Raw genomic sequence first — 18,829 nt, 5'->3', positions numbered from 1 at the left:
ATCGCATTATTTTTTCTTCGGCAGACTCCAGGGGAACAGCCACTGCTGCGCCCACTGCACCGACTTGAACAGCAGCAAACTGATGATCGCCAGGAAGATCAGACCGGCAAACGCCTGGGGAATCTTGAAGAAGGAGGTGGAGAACTGGATGAAGTAGCCCAGCCCTTCCTCGGCGGCGACAAACTCGGCCACCACGGCACCGATAATGGCCAGGGTGATCGATACCTTCAGACCGCTGAAGATATGCGGAATTGCGTAGGGAATACGGATCTGCCAGGTTTCACGGTAGCGCGGTGCACCCAGCGACTTGCTCAGCTCTACCAGCTCGTCCGGTGTTTCCTGCATACCGGTAGCAGTGGAAACCACCAGCGGGAAGAAGGTGATCAGGCAGGTGATCAGTACGCGGGACGGATCATCGGTGCCCATCAGCACGATGATCAAAGGCGCCACGGCCACAACCGGGGTGGACTGCACTACTACCAGCGCCGGGTAGAGCGTGCGTGACAGCAGCTCGGAGCGCATCATCGCGATCGCCAGCGGGATGGCGATAAAAATGGAGAGCAGGTAACCCATCAGGGCGACACGCAGGGTGGCCCAGAGGTGACCCAGCCAGCGGCTGATATCCACATCGAAAAACGAGGCAAAGATGGCGCTGGGTGAAGGCAGGATAAACGTAGGCACCTGGCCCACACGGCAGATCAGCTCCCAGAGCAGTACCAGGCTGATAAAGAACAGGGCCGGTGCAAAGCGCAGCAGCTGGCGCTGGAACAGGGATGTTTGAGTATCAGGCATGGGCTTCGGGCTCGTAGATATGCTTGCGGATGCGGTCGGTCAGCTCACCGAAGCGGGCATCGCGGATAGTTTCCGGAGAGCGTGGACGCGGCAGGTCCACATCGATCAGGTCCAGCACCGAGCCGGGGCGCTTGCTCATCACCAGCACCCGGTCCGCCAGCAGCACGGCCTCGGAGATGGAGTGGGTGATAAACAGCACGGTCTTGGGCTGGTCGTTCCAGATCTTCAGCAGATCGAAACCTATCTGTTCACGGGTCAGTGCATCCAGCGCCGAAAAAGGCTCATCCATCAGCAGAATATCCGGGTTCAGCAGCAGGGCACGGACGATGCCGACCCGCTGCTGCATGCCGCCGGAGAGTTCGTCCGGCATTTTGTCGGCGAAGCTTTCCAACCCCGCCATTTTCAGCAGTTCATTGGCGCGTTTTTCGTCATCTCGGCTGTAACGGCCGTATTTGTGCTTGAGGGGGAAAAGCACGTTCTTGCGCACGCTCAGCCAGGGCAGCAGCGTCGGTTTCTGAAACACGATGCCGACATCGTCACGGGGGCCGTCCACCTGCTTGTCGAATACGCTGACCTTGCCTTCGCTCGGCACCAGCAGGCCGGACACCATGCGCAGCAGGGTAGATTTACCGCATCCGGACGGGCCGACAACGGCGACAAACTCATGCCGGCGGATCTCCAGATCGATGCCCTGAACGGCCATCGGGCCCTCGGGATCGTAACGGTGCCCGACCCCTTCCATGCGGACGAACGCGCGTTCGTGCGTGGTAGACATAATTCAGCTTTCCTCTATGAAAGTGTGCGCTTACTGCGGCAGGAACTCACGGTTAACAATGCTTTCCGGATCCAGCGCACTTTCTTCCAGGCCGTTTGCTTCCGCAACATAGGTCCAGGTGCTGGCCAGACGCTCAGGTGTCAGGGTGCCGAAGCCGTCCGCCTCGGTGACATCGTTGTAGACCAGGTTGTAGATGCTGCTGATCTGGGCGGCGGCCACGTCGGCGTCCACCTCAGGTACCAGCGCGTGGATATCGGCGCCGGCCTGTTCCGGGTTGGCGTAGGTGTATTCCAGTGACTTGGCGTAAGCGGCGATGAAGCGCTTGGCCACGTCTGGGCGCTCGGCGAGGAATTTATCGGCGGCGATCACCGAGGAGCTGTACAGCGACAGGCCGGATTCGGACCAGGGCATTACGGTGATCTCTTTTCCGGCTTCCTTGGCCTGGTTCTCAAACAGGGCGATATTGGTAACCCAGGCGATGACCGCGTCGGTATTGCCGGTCATCAGCATCGGACCCAGGGCGCCGGGATCGGACTTGGTCAGGCTGATCATCTCTTCGTTCATGCCGTTCTCTTTCAGCACCAATGGCAGAAAGGCGTTGGAGGAGGTGAACGGAGAGGTGGCGACTTTTTTGCCTTCGAGATCGGTGATCTTGTCGATACCGCTATCAGCCAGGGCGAAGAACGCGTGCGGAGCCTGGGTGAAATAGGGGTGAACAACAGAAACAGGTACGTCGTCCTGGGCCCGTGCGGCCATCAGCGCGCCGATATCGGCTGAGCCCACGTCGGCCTGTCCGGTCGCCAGCTTGGTGATGGCGTCGGTAGAACCGCGGCCGTTGGAGATTTTGACTTCAAGATCCGCGTCGGCGAAGAAGCCTTGCTGAATACCGACATAAACCGGAGCCTTGTCGCCACCGGGCAGCCAGTCGAGCTGGAAGGTGACCTGATCGGCGGCAAATGCCGGGGTCGTGCAGGTGATTGCAGCCGCCATCATCAGCGGGTGGGTCAGTTTCTTCAACATCTTGGATTCTCCGCTTTGGGTCGGGGTTTGAAATCCGAACCGTTCTTGATCATTTAGACAGGTTTGTTTCATATTCAGCAATTAGCGTGCCCAATAGTTGTCAGCCCCATTATTCAAGGGGTTGAGGCGACTGGGCGGGATGGAGCTGATAAAGGCTTCGCTGTACCGCACAGAAATGATGCAATTTCTTGGATAAGTTGGTGCGGCTGGCTTAGTTGTGGTGCATGGCCGCTGTTCAGCGTCACCCTCCGAGCACCGGGTACCAGTCGTTGCATCTCCTTTTGAAGCACTGGCAGTACCGAGCGATCCTCGCTTGCCTCCACGTAAAGACGGGGAATCTGGCCAAAACACGCGTTGCTCCAGCGGGTGGTCATCGAGCGTGTGCTTTCTGGTTGCTCGACCAGGCTCGCGGCGGCATTGGCTGCCTCATCACGGGGCATGTCCTGGAAGAAGATCTCTATGGCGGCCTCGGGCGGCACCCGGCTGGCGCTACGATCTGCGTTCCACTGCAGGTGAGGACTAATCCCCGCCAGATCCTGTTTCACGCTCAGGCTCTGAACCAGTTCGGCAAACCCCATTCCCGAGGGCAGCATCATGCCGGCGATATAAACCACGCCGCGGATGCGCTCCGCCATCGCCTCGGCCAGGGCGGTCGCGATCACCCCACCGCCGGAGTGCGCAACCAGGCTGACCGGACCTTCCAGGCTGTGAATCAGTCGAGTCAGTCGCTGTACCGTGGCTTCCAGATTCAGCGGCTGATCCGGTTGGTCATCAGTGCCGTCTCCAGGCAGGGAGACCGGGTGCACGCAGAAACCTTCGGCTTCGAACAGCGGGGTTACCCGGGACCAGATGCCCGGTGTCGCCCAGGCGCCGTGAATCAGAATCAGGTGATGTGCATGAATCGGCATAGCTCAGTACTTCCTGCCGTAGGTCTTGCCATACATTTCGCGGTAGTGGGCATCAACGGTGGTGGGCGGATAGAGCGGCTCGGCGCCGGGCGCCAGACAGCCGGGCAGGCATTCGACGCGGTGATCCGGGTTGCCGCTGTAGAAAAACGGCACGGAATAGCGATCGCGACCGGAGCGGTTGATCACCCGGTGCAGGGTCGACTTGTACAGATCGTTGGTCCAGCGGGCGAACATATCGCCGATATTGACCACGTAGGTGCCCGGGATTGGCGGTGCATCGATCCACTGCTGATCCTGATGGTTCCAGACCTGCAGGCCACTGTTATCGTCCTGCAACAGCAGGGTCAGGCCGCCAAAGTCGGTATGAGCACCTGCGCCGCGCTGGTCGCGGGCGGCATCCACCGGCTGCGGCGGGTAGTGCAGCAGCCGCAGCGTGGTCATCGGATCGGTGCAGTAGCTGTCGAAATGGTCTTCATCCAGCTGCAGGGACAGCGCCAGGCCGCGCATCAGCAGCTCCGACAGTCCGATCATCTGCGCCAGGTACTCTTCCATCACCGGGCGGAAATCCTCTGGCTGCGCCGGCCATTGATTTGGACCCTGGTTGAACTTGCCGGCGAGCACATCGGGATGATCCGCAGCCAGCTCGCGGCCCAGGTAGAAGCCTTCCTTCAGGTCCGGCGGCGTGCCGGCTTCCAGTGTCTGCCCACCGAGCGGCTCGTAACCGCGGTTGGCGATGGAGAGCGACTTATCCACAGCGCGCTTGTCTGTATCGGGGCGGGCAAAGAACTGCTGTGCCTGGTCGAATACCGCCTGCTGAAGTTCGCTGGCGATACCGTGGTCGCGGATCAGGAAAAAGCCGGTGTCCAGGCAGGCTCTGCGTATCGCTTCGCCAACGGCCTGACGTGCAGATGCATCGCCCTGACGCAGGTTGGTCAGGCTGATGATTGGCAGGGTCTTGCTGGACTGTGGATTGGATTGGGAACTGGGCTGGGTCACGCCGCCTCTCTCCGTTTAATAAACGATAGAGAGAGTTGTACGACGTTTTTGCCGTCCCCAAAAGAACATAATTTAGCGCAAGGCGTTGCTTTTATGGCAACAGCAGTGCGCGGAGGATGCTCAGGCGTCGGCCGCCGGGCTCAGGTCGCCGATGATTTCCTGTTCGGCCTGGGCGCGGCGTTCGATCTCCGCGGACAGGATCTGGGCAAAGGCGTCGACCGCCACGGGCAGTGCCCGCTGGGCGCGGATGTAGAGCCCCAGGTCACTCATGATCGGGCCGTTGTTGATGATCGGGATATGAACCAGTTTGCCCGCCTCCAGTTCCTCTTCGATACCGATGCGGGTCTGGAAGGCGATGCCGTCGCCGCGCAGGGTGAGTTTTTTCGCCAGCTCCACAGAGCCGGTTTCGGCTATCGGGCGGCCCCAGTTAGGGGCCTGGGCGATGGCGGGGGCCAATAGATGCGCGATCGACAGCTCCGGCTTGGCCAGGATCAGCGGGTAGGCGGCGCAGGTGGCAAAGCGCAGTTTTTTTGCCCCAGCCAAGGGATGGTCCGGACGCATGATGGCGCCCAGATGCAGGTGGGCACGGATCAGCTGATGCAGGTTATCGTTACGTTGCAGGGCAAATGCCAGACCCAGATCGGCGTTACCGCTGGCGATGGTTTCGGGGATGCCGGTGGAACCGTGAATCGAGACGCCCACGGAGACCTGGGGATAAAGTTCGCGCATCCGCTCGATGGCCACCGGCAGCAGGTCCACGGTAACGCCTTCGACCGTGGCCAGCTCCACATGACCGCTGCGCAGTCCCTTCATCGCATCGAGCTGGGATTTTACCCGCTCGGTATCCTGCATCACGGTGAGTACATGACGGGCGAAAACTTCTCCGGCGGCGGTGAGTTGAAGCCCGCCGGGCAGACGCTCGAACAGTGGTGTGCCGAGTTCATCTTCCAGCTTAAGGATCTGCCGGTTCACCGCCGAGGAGGCCACATTCAGCACCCGGGCCGCTTCACGGAAAGAGCCACAGCGGCGCACGCAATCGAAGTAGAGGATTGCGGGCGCGTGGATTCTGAGGCCCGGGCGCTTCATCCTGTCAGGCCTCAGATCGCTTCAAGCTTGGCAAAGCCCACCACCAGCCACTTGCTGCCTTCGTCGTCGAAGTTGATCTGCACCCGCGCTTTTGGGCCGCTGCCCTCGAAGTTGGTGACAAAGCCTTCGCCGAACTTGGGATGGCGCACGCGCTGGCCCAGGCTCAGGCTGGTGTCTGGCACTTCGCTGCTGCCGAGGCTTGATGAGCTGCCGAACAGCGAACCGCCTTCATCCTGATAACCGCTGCTGCCGTAGGGACGACGCACGCTGGCGTTGAGGCGCACCTCTTCGATGTACTCGTTGGGGATCTCCTGGATAAACCGGGAGGGGCGGTTGTAGTTTTCCTGGCCATGCAGGCGGCGCGATTCGGCGTAGGTCAGGTAGAGCTTCTGCATGGCGCGGGTGATGCCCACGTAGCAGAGGCGGCGCTCTTCCTCGAGGCGGTTCGGGTCCTCGGCGGACATGCTGTGCGGGAACAGCCCCTCTTCCATACCGGCCAGGAACACCAGCGGGAACTCCAGCCCCTTGGCGGAGTGCAGGGTCATCAGCTGGACACTGTCGGTGTGCACATCGGCCTGGGCTTCGCCGGCATCCAGTGCCGCCTGATCGAGGAAGGCGGCGAGTACGGAGTTGAACCCTTCCGGTGTCTCGTCTTCCTGCCACTGGCCGGCGAACTGGCGCGCGGCGGTGACCAGTTCCTCAAGGTTCTCGATGCGCGACTGGGCTTTTTCGCCCTTCTCTTTCTCGTGATGCTGGATCAGGCCGGAGTGCTGGACCACATGCTCGGTCTGCTCGTGCAGTTCGGTTTCGGTGGTGTCGGAATCCAGCTTGTTGATCAGGTCGAGGAAACTCTGCAGGGCGTTGCCGGCGCGGGCAGCCAGCTTGCCGTACTCGATGATCTCGTTTGCGGCGCGCCACATGGAGACGCCTTCGGCACGGGCGTGTTCGCGGATCTGCTCGATGGTACGGGTGCCGATGCCGCGGGTAGGCACGTTGATCACCCGCTCCATGGCGGTATCGTCATCGCGGTTGGCCAGCAGGCGCATGTAGGCCAGGGCGTTCTTGATCTCCAGGCGGTCATAGAAGCGCTGGCCGCCGTAGATGCGATACGGAATCCCGGCGCGGATCAGCATCTCCTCGAGCACACGGGACTGGGCGTTGGAGCGGTAAAGAATCGCGCTTTCGTCGCGGCGGTTACCGTCATCGACCCACTTGCTGATCTGGTCGACGATAAAGCGCGCTTCGTCCTGCTCGTTGAAGGCGGCGTAAAGGCTCAGCGCTTCGCCGTCGCCGAGGCTGGTCCAGAGCTGCTTGCCGAGGCGACCGAAGTTGTTACTGATTACGGCGTTGGCCGCGTTCAGGATGGTGCCGGTGGAGCGGTAGTTCTGCTCCAGGCGGATTGTCTCGGTACCGGGGAAGTGTTCCGGCAGGTTCTGGATGTTCTCAATGCGGGCGCCACGCCAGCCGTAGATCGACTGGTCGTCATCGCCCACCGCCATCAGCTTGTCTTCGCCCTGGCAGAGCAGGCGCAGCCAGGCATACTGGATGGCGTTGGTATCCTGGAACTCGTCCACCAGCACGTAGCGGAAACGCTCGCGGTAGTGCTTGAGCAGCGCCGGAGCGCGGTCGCGCAGCAGTTCCAGCGCGCGCAGCAGCAGTTCGCCGAAGTCGATCATGCCGCCGCGGTCGCAGGCCTGCTCGTAGGCTTCGTAGGCACGCACCATGGTGTCCTGGAACATATCGCCGGAGCGCTCGATATGGTGGCTGCGCAGGCCTTCATCCTTCTGCGCGTTGATGTACCACTGGATCTGCTTCGGCGGCCAGCGGGTTTCGTCCAGGTTCATCTCTTTGCACAGACGTTTTATCAGGCGCAGCTGGTCATCGCTGTCCATGATCTGGAAGTTGTCGCGCAGGCCCGCATCCTGCCAGTGAGCCCGCAGCAGCCGGTGCGCCAGACCGTGGAAGGTGCCCACCCACATGCCGTGGGTGTTCAGGCCCAGCAGATGTTCGATACGTCCACGCATCTCGCGCGCGGCCTTGTTGGTAAAGGTCACGGACATGATGGAGTAGGGCGAGAGGCCTTCGGCTTCGATCAGCCAGGCGATGCGGTGCACCAGTACGCGGGTCTTGCCGGAACCGGCACCGGCCAGCACCAGCAGGTTTTTGACGTCGGCGGTGACCGCCTGGCGCTGGGCATCGTTGAGCGAGTCGATGATGTGGGTAACGTCCATTGGGTCTGTGCAGCTATCTAAGAGAGTAAAAAAGGAAAGACGCAGTATAACGAAGTCGCGAAATACTGGAAAAGTATACAGGAAAAGGGCCCCTGAGGGCCCGTTTCAGAGGCTGGAGGGCTGCTTGATACGACCCAGCAGAATCCGTTTCAGTTCATCCGGATCCTTGAGCTTCATCTCGCCGCCCTGGCGTGATGCCTGGCTGATACCGAGCCAGGGGATCAGGCGCGAGAGCCAGAAACGCATGGCGGCGGTGCGGCACAATTGTGGCCAGACCTGCTTTTCGACCGCCTCGAACGGGCGAACAGCGGCGTAGGCATCGAGCAGTGCACGTTCGCGGGCTGCGTCGATACTGCCATCCGGGTTGACGCACCAGTCGTTCGCGACGATGGCCAGGTCGAACAGCAGATAGGCGGTAGCGGCGTTGTAGATATCGAGAATGGCATCCACGTTATCACCTATAAACAGCGCGTTATCGTGGAACAGATCGCCGTGGATGATACCCATCGGCATCTCTTCACCGTGCTGCTCGCGCAGTTCATCGAACAGGCGCACCTCTTCGGTCAGCAGTTCGGCGTCCTCTTTATCCAGGCGCGCGACGATGTTTGCGCTCTCCCGGCGCCACCAGAACACACCGCGGTGGGCCTGGCGGGTGAGGAAAAAGTCCTTGCCGGCCAGATGCAACTTCGCCAGTGCTGTGCCGATGCTGGCGCAGTGAGCCGGCGTCAGATCCTGCTGGTCGACGTGGCCGCCTTGGAAACGCGGCTGCAGAAACGCCGGACGGCCGTTCAGCTGCTTCAGGCCGATGCCGTTGCGATCCTCGATGGCATAGGGCACGGGCACGCCGCGCTCGGCCAGCCATTTGCCCAGCTCGACGAAGAATGGCATCTCCTCGTAGCTGAACTCCTCGAACAGAGTCAGGACATACTGGGTCTGCTCTCCGTCAGACTCCAGAGTCACAAAATAGTTGGTGTTTTCGATACCGCCATCGATCCCTTTCAGGTCGATGCAGCGGCCCAGGTCATAATCGGCCAGCAGCTTGTTGAGCTCGGCCTCGGATACGGGGGTATAGACTGCCACAGTGGATAATTACCAGCGAAAAATAACCCATTTGGGGATCAGGAGCTGAGACTCGCCGGCCCGGATAAATTTATCGGAGCCTTCAGCGGGTACCAGATAGTAGGGTTTGCCCACCTTGGGGACAACCTTGATCTCACGAATCTCTCCATTGATGGAGTATTCGTAATAGGTGGCCTCACCATCGTGGGTAATGTTGATTTCCGGTTCGCTGGTTTCCGTGTCGGTGACAACTTCGGCCTGGGCCAGGGGCGCCAGTGCCAGTAGACCAGCCAGCAGAATCGCTTTTTTCATCGCTATCTTCCTGTTTAGCTTGGGCCGTCCCGCATTGGTCGAAGCGGCCTGATTTGTCTATGATTGTGGGCCTTTGAGGCGGGCCGAACAAGTCCGATCTACACCCACCAGTCGATGGATACACCGATGAGCGCACAGAAACCACCCGTTATTCTAGTTGACGGCTCCTCCTATTTATACCGGGCGTTTTTTGCTTCCCAGCAGGCGGACCTGAGAACGGCGGAGGGTTTCCCCACGGGGGCGGTACGGGTTGTAACCTCGATGATGCGCAGCCTGCTCAAGCAGTACCCGGACAGCCCGGTGGCGGTGGTGTTCGATGCCAAGGGCAAAACCTTCCGCGACGATGTCTACCCCGAGTATAAGGCGCAACGCCCTCCCATGCCGGATGACCTGCGCGACCAGATCGAGCCGATTCACGACATTATCCGCGCCATGGGCATCCCGATGTTCGTCGAAGAGGGGGTCGAGGCCGATGATGTGATCGGCACGCTGGCGCGGCAGGCGGAGGCGTCCTGTTGCGACGTGGTGATCTCCACCGGTGACAAGGATATGGCGCAGCTGGTGGATACCAAGGTCACCCTGATCAACACCATGAACGACACGGTGATGGATGTGGATGGGGTGAAGGAGAAGTTTGGCATCCCGCCCGAGCTGATTATCGATTATCTCGCCCTCATGGGTGACAAGGTGGATAACATCCCCGGCGTGCCCGGGGTCGGCGAGAAAACCGCGCTGGCGCTGCTGCAGGGGATCGGCAGCATCAAGGATCTGTACGACAACCTGGACAAGATTCCGGAGCTGGGCTTTCGCGGTTCCAAGTCGATGCCGAAAAAACTGGAGGAGAACCGCGAGATGGCGGAGCTCTCCTACCTGCTGGCCACCATCAAGACCGATGTGGAGCTGCATGTGGGCCTCGGCGATATCACCCTGCCGGCGCCGGACAGCAGCAAGCTGATTGAGCTGTTCAAGCGCTTCGAGTTCAAGACCTGGGTGCGTGAGCTGGAAGAGGGTGGCGATGACGCAGCCGCAGCCACAGCCGAGGAGCAGCCGGCGGCCATCGCAACCGAGTACGAAACCCTGCTGGAGCAGGCGGAGCTGGATCGCTGGCTCGATAAGCTGCGTGAAGCGGGCAGTTTCGCCTTTGATACCGAAACCACCAGCCTCAACTATATGGAAGCGGAACTGGTGGGTGTTTCCTTCGCCGTGGAAGCCGGCAAGGCCGCCTATGTACCGCTGGCTCATGATTATGTCGGCGCGCCGGACCAGCTCGATCGCAACGCCGTGCTGGCGCAGCTGAAACCGCTGCTGGAAAGCGAAGAGCTGAAAAAGATCGGCCAGCACATCAAGTACGATATGAATGTGCTGGCGAAGTACGGCATCGAGATCCGTGGTATCGGCTCCGATACCATGCTGGAATCCTATGTGCTGAACTCCACCGCCAGCCGTCACGATATGGATACCCTGGCGCAGCGCTATCTGAACCATGAGACGGTGAGCTTTGAAGCGATCGCCGGCAAGGGCAAGAAGCAGCTTACCTTTAACCAGATCGACCTGGAGCAGGCTTCGCCCTACGCCGCGGAAGACGCCGATATCACCCTGCGCCTGCATGAAACGCTGACGCCGAAGCTGGAAGCGGAGGGTGATCTGATCAATGTGCTGCATGAGATCGAACTGCCGCTGGTACCGGTGCTGTCGCGTATCGAGCGCAACGGCGCCCTGGTGGATGCCACGCTGCTGGCCAAGCAGAGCCAGGAGATAGAAAAGCGTCTGGTCGAACTGGAGCGGGAAGCCCACGAACTGGCGGGCGAGCCGTTCAACCTTGCGTCCACCAAGCAGCTGCAGGAGATCCTGTTCGAGAAACAGGGCCTGCCGGTGAAGAAGAAAACCCCCAAGGGCGCGCCGTCCACCGCTGAAGAGGTGCTGCAGGAGCTGGCGCTGGATTACCCGCTGCCCAAGGTAATTATCGAAAACCGTGGTCTGTCCAAGCTCAAGTCCACCTACACCGACAAGCTGCCGCAGATGATCAACAAGGCCACGGGGCGGATCCACACCTCCTACCATCAGGCCAATACCGCCACCGGGCGATTGTCGTCGTCAGATCCCAACCTGCAGAATATTCCGGTGCGCACAACGGAAGGGCGCCGTATCCGCCAGGCGTTTATCGCGCCCGAGGGCTACAAGATAGTCGCGGCGGACTATTCACAGATCGAACTGCGCATCATGGCGCACCTGTCCGGTGACAAGGGGCTGCTGGAGGCGTTCTCGCGTGGAGAAGATATCCACAGAGCCACCGCCGCCGAGGTGTTCAAGGTGAAGGTGGATGAGGTGAGCGCCGATCAGCGCCGCAGTGCCAAGGCGATCAACTTCGGTCTGATCTACGGCATGTCCGCCTTTGGCCTCGCCAAGCAGATCGGTGTTGGCCGTAAGGATGCCCAGACCTATATCGATCACTACTTTGAGACCTATCCCGGCGTGCAGCGTTACATGGATGGTACCCGCGAGCGCGCCCGCGAACAGGGCTATGTCGAGACGATCTTCGGCCGCCGCCTCTATCTGCCGGAGATCAACGCGCGTAACCCGATGCGCCGCCAGGCGGCGGAGCGTACCGCGATCAACGCGCCGATGCAGGGCACCGCGGCGGATATCATCAAGAAGGCGATGGTGCAGGTGGATAACTGGCTGACCGACAGCGGCTTCGATGCGCGCATGATCATGCAGGTGCACGATGAGCTGGTGTTCGAGGTGCGGGAGTCAGAAGTTGAGGCGTTTCTGGCCAAGGTTCACCCGTTGATGGAGCAGGCTGCCAGCCTGGATGTGCCGCTGCTGGTGGAGGCGCAAGCGGGGGATAACTGGGAGCAGGCGCACTGATGCCTGTTTTTTGAACAAATTTGCCAATTTTTTGATCAGCGGCGGAACTTTACTGTCGCAGCACCCTCTCACTAATTGGAAGTCGCGAGAGTTCAGGACGTAGCGAGTTAGAAAAGCGGCTTCCCTGTCATGACACATCGACTGACCCCGGCACCGTTCCTCCCCTTCACGGTGCCGGGGTTTTCTTTTTTCAGCGGCTATATATCCACAAAGTCCGAGCCCGCCTTATTCGCAACTGGCCGGTTGATCTGAATCGGCCGATCAGCTCCTTTTATTCCTCTGCGGCGGGCAGAAACCAGCTATCCAGCCTGTCCCTCAGCTGATCGACACCGGTTTTCTTCAACGCTGAAAACGTCTGTACGGAGACATTGTCGCCCAGCGCTTCCTTGAGGGATTTGCGCAGTGCCAGCAGGGTACTTTGCGCCGGCCCTTTCTTCAGTTTGTCCGCCTTGGTGAGCAGCACATGCAGAGGAACGCCGGTGGACTCGCACCAGTGCACCATCATCTGGTCGAACTCTTTCATCGGATGGCGGATATCCATAACCAGGACTACGCCGCGCAGGCATTCGCGGTGCTGCAGGTAGGCGTCGAGGTGCTTCTGCCAGTGCTGCTTCAGTGCGATCGGCACCTTGGCGTAGCCGTACCCGGGCAGGTCGACCAGGCGTAACCCTTCCAGATTCAGGTCGAAAAAGTTGATCAGCTGGGTGCGCCCGGGTGTCTTGGAGACACGGGCCAGCTGGCCCTGCTGGGTCAGCGCATTGATGGCGCTGGATTTGCCCGCATTGGAGCGTCCGGCAAAGGCGACTTCGGCGCCCTCATCTTCGGGACACTGGTTGAGCTTGGAGGCGCTGGTAAGGTAGCGTGCGGAGTTGTAACGGATGACCGGTTCGGTGGAGGACATTTGGATTCGCTGTCTGGCCCCCTACGAACATATACGTTCCAGTTTGTAGGGTTATTGGTTTATAATGCCGCCAATTTTACCCGCGATCTGGTTTGCGCTCCAGTCAGGGATAGTACGACTACGGATGTTTTCGCCGTAAAGGCGGTGGAAACGACACACAATTTGTCTTACAGGGGTCTGGGTTAATCAATGAACAAAATTCTGATCAGTTTACTGGTAAGCCTCGGTATCACCGGCGTTGCCCACGCGGCAGGCGATGCAGCGGCGGGTCAGCAGAAAGTCGCAGTCTGTGCTGCATGCCACGGCGCTGACGGCAACAGTCCTGCACCCAACTTTCCGAAACTGGCCGGGCAGAACGAAAATTATCTGCTCAAGCAGCTGAAGGATATCAAGGGTGGCGCGCGTACAGTGGTCGAAATGACCGGTATGCTGGATGCCATGAGTGAGCAGGACCTGGCGGACATCGCGGCCCACTTCTCAAGCCAGAATGTTCAGATTGGTCAGGCAGCGGCTGATCAGGTTGTTGCAGGTGAAGAGATCTACCGCGCCGGTATCGCCGATAAGGGCGTTGCCGCGTGTACTGCCTGCCACTCTCCGAACGGTAAGGGTAACAACGCAGCGGGCTTCCCGGCTCTGAGCGGTCAGCACGCTACCTACGTAGAGAGCAGCCTCAACAAGTTTGCAGCCGGTGAGCGTAACAACGATCCGAACGCCATGATGCGTGATATCGCTGTAAAACTGAATGAAGCCGAGATGAAAGCGGTTTCCCAGTACGTTCAGGGTCTGCACTAAGCCACAGAGCTTGGTATCCTGACAGTTAAATTAAGGCAGCTTCGGCTGCCTTAATTGTTTGCGGACCTATGGCTTTTTTGGGGAACTAACCCCGCTGACACAAGTCTTTGCTTTCAAGTAATTACAACCGGAGATCATGACTTATGAAGAAATGGGTGCTTGCCATCGTTGCGGCTTGTTTCTCGATTACCGCCTGGGCGGCTGATCCAGCTTACCAGGAAGGTGTTCAGTACAAGCGGATCGCTCAGCCGGTCCCGACCACGACCGGGGACGGCGTTGTCGAAGTGGTCGAAATGTTCGGTTACCTCTGCCCCCACTGCAACAGCTTCGAGCCGCTGCTGGAGCACTGGAAAGCACAGCAGGCTGATGATGTGGAACTGGTCACCATTCCGGTCGTATTCGGCCGCAGCTGGGAGCCGTTCGCCCGTGCCTTCTACGTTGCCGACCTGCTCGGCAAGGTGGATGAAACCCACAAGCCGATGTTCGATGCGATTCACCTGCAGCGTAAACGTATGCGTTCAGAGGATGATCTGGCCGAGTTCTACGCCGACTTCGGTGTAGAGCCCGATGAGTTCCGTAAGCAGTACAACTCATTTGCCGTGAACATGAAGCTCAAGCAGGGTGATTCCAAGGCACGTGGCTATCAGATTGAGGGGGTTCCCTCGATGATTGTGAACGGCAAGTACCTGGTGACTGCCGGCAGTGCCGGCGGACACGAGCAGATGCTCAAGGTAGTCGATTACCTGGTTAACAAGGAACGCGAGTAACCAACGCCGCACGCAGTGATCCACCGCAGAGAAACCGCTCACTTGTGAGCGGTTTTTGCTTATGTGAGGCGCGGCCGTGATATATTCGGAAGCAGGAAAAGGCGGGTGGCAGCATATGCCCTGGCGTGGAGTGAGCTAGGTGACACTAGAGCAGGACGACTGGAAAGCAAAGTACAAAGCACTGGCCGAAGAGCACGACCAGCTTCTCAAGGCGAAGGAGAAGTCAGAGCTTCGTGCCCGGGGGTTGGCGACGCAACTGAACCTGGGACTCAGGGGGCAGAGCTCCGCACTGGATACTGAGCTGGATCTGCTCTACAAGCAGATGGTCCAGACGGATGGTAACGGCCAGTTCGACCAGGTATTCCGCAAGGTCGAGAGACAGATCAAACTGCTTGAAGACCAGCGTCTCTCCGTATCCCAGGATCTCCACCATGCACTGGAACGCTGGCTCGGGCAGATGCGCGAGCTGAGTAGCAGTGAGCCGTTTCTCAACGTGCTGAAAAGTACCGAGCGGCGTATCCCTGATGCCACCGAGCATCTCTATAAACTCTCTGCCCTGCTGCTGGATATGGTTGACCTCCAGAAAGGCTTGCGGCCGGTGGAGCGCCGTAGCGAGCAGGGTTTTGCCCTCGCCGGGGACGAGGGTGCCGATGCTGTCGATCTCGAGATTCTCGAGAGCCGGGTTGCCGCCCAGATGCTGCTGTTGATCGAGACACTGAACATCGAGTCAGAAGGCCTGCCGCTGGCACGCAAGCTTATCGCCCGTCTGGAAAAGGGTGTAAAAGCGGCGGAGCTGCCTGAGTTGATGGCGGAGCTGGTCAATCTGGCGGGCTATGCCACCGGGCTTGAGCATGAGGAGTTCGAGAATTACCTGCTGAACCTCAATGAGCAGCTGGCATATGTGCAGGACTTTCTGTCACAGAACCGCGTCGAAGAGGGGACGGCCTTCAATGCTCATAAAGAGCTGGATAGCCAGGTGCGCCAGGATGTGAAACGGTTGCACCAGAGTGTGCGGACGTCGACTGAACTGGCAACGCTCAAGCGTGAAGTGTCCCGCCAGTTGTCCTCCATCGTAAAAACCATGGACCATTTTCGTGACCAGGAAAACGAACGTGAGCAGCGTATGCAGCAGCGTTACGAGGCCCTGCTCGAGAAAGTGGAACAGATGGAGCTGGAAACCGGCCGGGTCAAGTCGCGGATGGAGGAAGAGCAGCTGCGCGCCCGCACCGATCCGCTGACCGGTTTGCCAAACCGGGTGGCCTACGATGATCATATCGCTGCTGAAATGCTTCGCTGGGAGCGCTACAACACAACCTTTTCCATCGCCATCATCGATCTCGACCGGTTTAAGGCGATCAATGATCACTATGGCCACCTGGCCGGTGACAAGGTTTTGCGTCTGGTTGCCAGGGTGTTGCAAAAGAACCTGCGGGCCAGTGACTTTATCGCCCGTTTTGGTGGCGAGGAGATCGTCGTGCTGTTCCCATCAACTGTACTGGCTGATGCGATGATCGCTGCGCGTAAGCTGAAAGACGCTGTAGCGGGTAGTCCGTTCAACTTCCGGGGTGAGCCGGTGCAAGTGACCGCCTCTGTGGGTGTGAGCGAGGTACGTGGCGGCGACAGTGTCGATTCCATTTTCTCCCGGGCCGATCAGGCGCTTTATCAGGCCAAGGAAAGCGGGCGTGATCGCGTTCAGGAGTTCAGCGATTAGCCTTAGGCCACCGCGTGGTGGATAATCCCCTTCGTTTTTCGCTTTTTCCGGAGTCTTCTTCGTGCGAACGGTTTTCCGTCTAATCAAGATTGCGCGTGTGTTCGCGCTCTATCGCCTGGATACCTTTATCCAGGAAGCCCCGATACCCCGTATCCTGCGCTTTCTGCTGCTGTTTCTTCCCTCCCGCTGGTTTATCCGTGCCCGGGCGCCACGCGGTGAGCGGCTGCGACTGGCATTGGAGTCCCTGGGGCCTGTGTTTATCAAGTTCGGTCAGATGCTGTCGACCCGCAGAGACCTGCTGCCCGATGATCTGGCGGTAGAGCTGGCACGCCTGCAGGACCGGGTGCCGCCGTTCTCCAGCGAGGATGCGCGAAAGATCATAGAGCGCTCACTTGGCAAGCCGGTCAATGAACTGTTTGCGGAGTTCAGGGTTGATCCGATCGCTTCGGCATCGGTGGCCCAGGTACATGGAGCGCGCCTGCATAGTGGTCAGGAGGTGGTGGTAAAGGTTATCCGCCCCGGTATCGCCTCGGTGATTCGTCAGGATGTGGGCCTTCTCTATATGCTCGCGCACCTGGTTCAGCGGCTCTGGTCCGAAGGTCGGCGGCTGCGCCCTGTTGAGGTGGTCGCCGAATACGAGCAGACCATCTTCGATGAGCTGGACCTGCGCAAGGAGGCGGCCAACGGTTCTCAGTTGCGCCGTAACTTCGAAGGCTCCGAGATGCTTTATGTGCCGGAGATATACTGGGATCTGACCCGTCAGCAGGTGCTGGTTATGGAGCGGATCTACGGTGTGCCGGTGGCCGATGTTGCGCAGCTCAAGCAGCGCAACGTGGATATGAAACTGCTGGCTGAGCGTGGGGTGGAGATCTTCTTTACTCAGGTGTTCCGGGACAGTTTCTTCCATGCGGACATGCACCCGGGGAATATTTTCGTATCCTGTGAAGATCCGGCCAACCCGCGTTACATCGCCGTCGACTTTGGCATCATCGGTGCGCTGACGCCCGAAGATCAGAGCTACCTGGCGCGCAATATCCTGGCATTCTTCAAACGTGACTATCGCCAGGTGGCGCAGCTGCATATCGATTCCGGCTGGGTGCCGGCGAATACCAATGTCAATGCGTTCGAAACGGCGATCCGCAGTGTCTGTGAGCCTATCTTTGAGAAGCCACTGAAGGATATCTCCTTCGGTATGGTGCTGCTGGGTCTGTTCCAGACCGCCCGGCGTTTCAATATGGAGGTGCAGCCCCAGCTGGTGCTGTTGCAGAAAACCCTGCTCAATATCGAAGGCCTGGGCCGCCAGCTTTACCCGGATCTGGACCTGTGGAAAACCGCGAAGCCCTTCCTCGAGAAGTGGATGCGAGAACGCATGGGGGTGCGGGCTGTCTATAAGAAGATGAAACAGCAGGCGCCGGACTGGCTCGACAAACTGCCGCATATGCCACAGCTTGTGTACGACAGTTTGCAGCAGATGCGGCACCTGGAAGCGACCAGCCAGGAGTTGCTGCGTCAGCGCCGCAGGGAAACCAAGCGGGAACGCCGTCGCGCCCGTCGTGGACTGGTACTGGGTGGCGTGCTGCTGGCCCTGGCCGTTGCCAGTGGCATACCTGAAGGGAGGCAGATGATCGAGCAGCTGACCTGGTACGGCTGGGTCAGCGCCGCCCTGGGTATGATCCTGCTTTGGCGCGCCTGATGTGGCGGTGGTGGCGATCAGGATCATCGGGTATTCTCGACGTTTACGTATAACGCAAGACAGGCAATAAAAGGGTCTGATGAGTAACGACTGGCTGGAAGAGATTAAGTGGGACGCTAGCGGCCTGGTGCCAGCTATCGCCCAGGATGTGAACAGCGGACGCATATTGATGGTTGCCTGGATGAACCGCGAAGCGCTCGAGCTGACCGTTCAGGAACAGCGTGCCATCTACTGGTCACGTTCCCGCGCTAAACTCTGGCGAAAAGGTGAAGAGTCCGGGCACGTGCAGAAACTGCATGATCTGCGTCTGGACTGCGATGCGGATGTGGTGCTGCTTACGGTAGAGCAGCTTGGCGGTATCGCCTGCCATACCGGTCGTGAGAGCTGCTTCTACCGTCGCCTGGATGAACAGGGGCAGTGGCAGGTCACCGATGAAGTCCGCAAGGACCCGAGTGCCATTTACGCGAAGCAGGACGATAAATAATGAGTGATGTACTCACGCAGTTGGGTGAGGTGCTTGAACAGCGCAAGGCAGCTGCACCGGATTCTTCCTACGTTGCCAGTCTTCATGCCAAGGGCTTGAACAAGATCCTGGAAAAAATTGGCGAAGAGGCTACCGAGACGATTCTGGCCGCCAAGGATGCACAGGTATCCGGTGACAATACTGACCTTGTATATGAAACCGCCGATCTGTGGTTTCATTCCCTGGTTGCGCTTTCCCATCTTGGCGAATCGCCGGACGCGGTGCTGAAAGAGCTGGCGCGGCGGTTTGATCTTTCCGGTCTGGAAGAAAAAGCCTCCAGGGCAAAGAAGTAACGAATTAACTTAGAAGGTTCGAGCAAAGCTCGGCAGTGGAGAAGTAGTTATGGGTTTTGGTGGAATCAGTATCTGGCAGCTGGTGATTGTTCTGGGGATTAT

General features: G+C 59.3%; 18 protein-coding genes (1 of these 18 running past the window's edge). 8 read left to right on the top strand and 10 right to left on the bottom strand.

Going from position 1 to position 18,829, the window contains the following annotated elements:
* Window positions 1-6: 6 nt before the first annotated feature.
* The 9 genes from ACQUQP_RS01500 to ACQUQP_RS01460 all read right to left on the bottom strand — a co-directional run bounded on the left by ACQUQP_RS01500 (window position 7) and on the right by ACQUQP_RS01460 (window position 9,179).
* Entirely contained in the window at window positions 7-792 is a 786-nt protein-coding gene (locus ACQUQP_RS01500; protein ID WP_432697057.1) for an ABC transporter permease, read from the bottom strand.
* Window positions 785-1,567, bottom strand: a complete 783-nt coding sequence (locus tag ACQUQP_RS01495) for an ABC transporter ATP-binding protein (protein ID WP_432697056.1) — start codon at window positions 1,565-1,567, stop codon at window positions 785-787. Before ACQUQP_RS01495 ends, ACQUQP_RS01500 begins: the two co-directional genes overlap by 8 nt.
* Window positions 1,568-1,597: 30 nt before the next feature.
* Window positions 1,598-2,587, bottom strand: a complete 990-nt coding sequence (locus ACQUQP_RS01490; RefSeq protein ID WP_432697055.1) for an ABC transporter substrate-binding protein — start codon at window positions 2,585-2,587, stop codon at window positions 1,598-1,600.
* 113 nt (window positions 2,588-2,700) lie between these two features.
* Window positions 2,701-3,495: an alpha/beta fold hydrolase gene (locus ACQUQP_RS01485; protein WP_432697054.1), complete on the bottom strand. Its 795-nt coding sequence runs from the start codon at window positions 3,493-3,495 to the stop codon at window positions 2,701-2,703.
* A 3-nt stretch (window positions 3,496-3,498) separates the two neighbouring features.
* Window positions 3,499-4,491, bottom strand: coding sequence for an isopenicillin N synthase family dioxygenase (locus ACQUQP_RS01480; protein ID WP_432697053.1), 993 nt, complete (start codon window positions 4,489-4,491; stop codon window positions 3,499-3,501).
* A gap of 120 nt (window positions 4,492-4,611) precedes the next feature.
* Window positions 4,612-5,577 carry a LysR family transcriptional regulator gene (locus ACQUQP_RS01475; RefSeq protein ID WP_432697052.1) on the bottom strand — a complete coding sequence of 322 codons (966 nt, stop codon included), beginning with the start codon at window positions 5,575-5,577 and terminating at the stop codon, window positions 4,612-4,614.
* 11 nt (window positions 5,578-5,588) lie between these two features.
* A complete protein-coding gene (uvrD, locus tag ACQUQP_RS01470) occupies window positions 5,589-7,808 on the bottom strand; it encodes a DNA helicase II (RefSeq protein ID WP_432697051.1) in 2,220 nt (739 codons plus the stop codon).
* A 105-nt stretch (window positions 7,809-7,913) separates the two neighbouring features.
* Window positions 7,914-8,888: a homoserine kinase gene (locus ACQUQP_RS01465; RefSeq protein WP_432697050.1), complete on the bottom strand. Its 975-nt coding sequence runs from the start codon at window positions 8,886-8,888 to the stop codon at window positions 7,914-7,916.
* Between the two features lie 9 nt (window positions 8,889-8,897).
* Window positions 8,898-9,179, bottom strand: coding sequence for a DUF2782 domain-containing protein (locus ACQUQP_RS01460; RefSeq protein WP_432697049.1), 282 nt, complete (start codon window positions 9,177-9,179; stop codon window positions 8,898-8,900).
* A 126-nt stretch (window positions 9,180-9,305) separates the two neighbouring features.
* On the opposite strand from ACQUQP_RS01460, the gene polA reads away from it, so the two are divergent.
* Window positions 9,306-12,047, top strand: a complete 2,742-nt coding sequence (polA, locus tag ACQUQP_RS01455; RefSeq protein WP_432697048.1) for a DNA polymerase I — start codon at window positions 9,306-9,308, stop codon at window positions 12,045-12,047.
* A 271-nt stretch (window positions 12,048-12,318) separates the two neighbouring features.
* Here polA and yihA read toward each other — a convergent pair whose 3' ends face one another.
* A complete protein-coding gene (gene yihA, locus ACQUQP_RS01450) occupies window positions 12,319-12,948 on the bottom strand; it encodes a ribosome biogenesis GTP-binding protein YihA/YsxC (RefSeq protein WP_432697047.1) in 630 nt (209 codons plus the stop codon).
* 189 nt (window positions 12,949-13,137) lie between these two features.
* Between yihA and ACQUQP_RS01445 the strand changes: the two genes are divergently transcribed.
* From ACQUQP_RS01445 to tatA, 7 genes are all read left to right on the top strand, one after another.
* Window positions 13,138-13,740: a c-type cytochrome gene (locus ACQUQP_RS01445; protein ID WP_432697046.1), complete on the top strand. Its 603-nt coding sequence runs from the start codon at window positions 13,138-13,140 to the stop codon at window positions 13,738-13,740.
* Window positions 13,741-13,883: 143 nt separating this feature from the next.
* A complete protein-coding gene (locus ACQUQP_RS01440; RefSeq protein WP_432697045.1) occupies window positions 13,884-14,507 on the top strand; it encodes a DsbA family protein in 624 nt (207 codons plus the stop codon).
* 139 nt (window positions 14,508-14,646) lie between these two features.
* Complete coding sequence (locus ACQUQP_RS01435) at window positions 14,647-16,218, top strand: GGDEF domain-containing protein (protein WP_432697044.1); 1,572 nt, start codon at window positions 14,647-14,649, stop codon at window positions 16,216-16,218.
* A 61-nt stretch (window positions 16,219-16,279) separates the two neighbouring features.
* A complete protein-coding gene (gene ubiB / locus ACQUQP_RS01430; RefSeq protein WP_432697043.1) occupies window positions 16,280-17,911 on the top strand; it encodes a ubiquinone biosynthesis regulatory protein kinase UbiB in 1,632 nt (543 codons plus the stop codon).
* 79 nt (window positions 17,912-17,990) lie between these two features.
* Window positions 17,991-18,395 (top strand): phosphoribosyl-AMP cyclohydrolase, encoded by a 405-nt coding sequence (gene hisI / locus ACQUQP_RS01425; RefSeq protein ID WP_432697042.1) that lies wholly within the window; start codon window positions 17,991-17,993, stop codon window positions 18,393-18,395.
* Window positions 18,395-18,727 (top strand): phosphoribosyl-ATP diphosphatase, encoded by a 333-nt coding sequence (locus ACQUQP_RS01420; protein ID WP_432697041.1) that lies wholly within the window; start codon window positions 18,395-18,397, stop codon window positions 18,725-18,727. The genes hisI and ACQUQP_RS01420 overlap by 1 nt, the downstream gene beginning before the upstream one ends.
* A 49-nt stretch (window positions 18,728-18,776) precedes the next feature.
* Window positions 18,777-18,829, top strand: the 5' portion of a protein-coding gene (gene tatA, locus ACQUQP_RS01415) for a Sec-independent protein translocase subunit TatA (RefSeq protein ID WP_432697040.1). The gene runs 202 nt beyond the window's last position; only the first 53 of its 255 coding nucleotides appear in the window; the start codon lies at window positions 18,777-18,779; its stop codon lies beyond the right edge, outside the window.

The organism is Marinobacterium sp. YM272, assembly GCF_050908845.1.
Taxonomy (GTDB): Bacteria; Pseudomonadota; Gammaproteobacteria; order Pseudomonadales; family Balneatricaceae; genus Marinobacterium_D.
This window is presented reverse-complemented; position numbering and strand designations above follow the sequence as displayed.

Bases quoted from the DNA above. Each gene is read 5' to 3' on its own strand.
- ACQUQP_RS01500 (WP_432697057.1), bottom strand. From the start codon at position 792: ATGCCTGATACTCAAACATCCCTGTTCCAGCGCCAGCTGCTGCGCTTT.
- ACQUQP_RS01495 (WP_432697056.1), bottom strand. From the start codon at position 1,567: ATGTCTACCACGCACGAACGCGCGTTCGTCCGCATGGAAGGGGTCGGG.
- ACQUQP_RS01490 (WP_432697055.1), bottom strand. From the start codon at position 2,587: ATGTTGAAGAAACTGACCCACCCGCTGATGATGGCGGCTGCAATCACC.
- ACQUQP_RS01485 (WP_432697054.1), bottom strand. From the start codon at position 3,495: ATGCCGATTCATGCACATCACCTGATTCTGATTCACGGCGCCTGGGCG.
- ACQUQP_RS01475 (WP_432697052.1), bottom strand. From the start codon at position 5,577: ATGAAGCGCCCGGGCCTCAGAATCCACGCGCCCGCAATCCTCTACTTC.
- uvrD (WP_432697051.1), bottom strand. From the start codon at position 7,808: ATGGACGTTACCCACATCATCGACTCGCTCAACGATGCCCAGCGCCAG.
- ACQUQP_RS01460 (WP_432697049.1), bottom strand. From the start codon at position 9,179: ATGAAAAAAGCGATTCTGCTGGCTGGTCTACTGGCACTGGCGCCCCTG.
- polA (WP_432697048.1), top strand. From the start codon at position 9,306: ATGAGCGCACAGAAACCACCCGTTATTCTAGTTGACGGCTCCTCCTAT.
- yihA (WP_432697047.1), bottom strand. From the start codon at position 12,948: ATGTCCTCCACCGAACCGGTCATCCGTTACAACTCCGCACGCTACCTT.
- ACQUQP_RS01445 (WP_432697046.1), top strand. From the start codon at position 13,138: ATGAACAAAATTCTGATCAGTTTACTGGTAAGCCTCGGTATCACCGGC.
- ACQUQP_RS01440 (WP_432697045.1), top strand. From the start codon at position 13,884: ATGAAGAAATGGGTGCTTGCCATCGTTGCGGCTTGTTTCTCGATTACC.
- hisI (WP_432697042.1), top strand. From the start codon at position 17,991: ATGAGTAACGACTGGCTGGAAGAGATTAAGTGGGACGCTAGCGGCCTG.
- ACQUQP_RS01420 (WP_432697041.1), top strand. From the start codon at position 18,395: ATGAGTGATGTACTCACGCAGTTGGGTGAGGTGCTTGAACAGCGCAAG.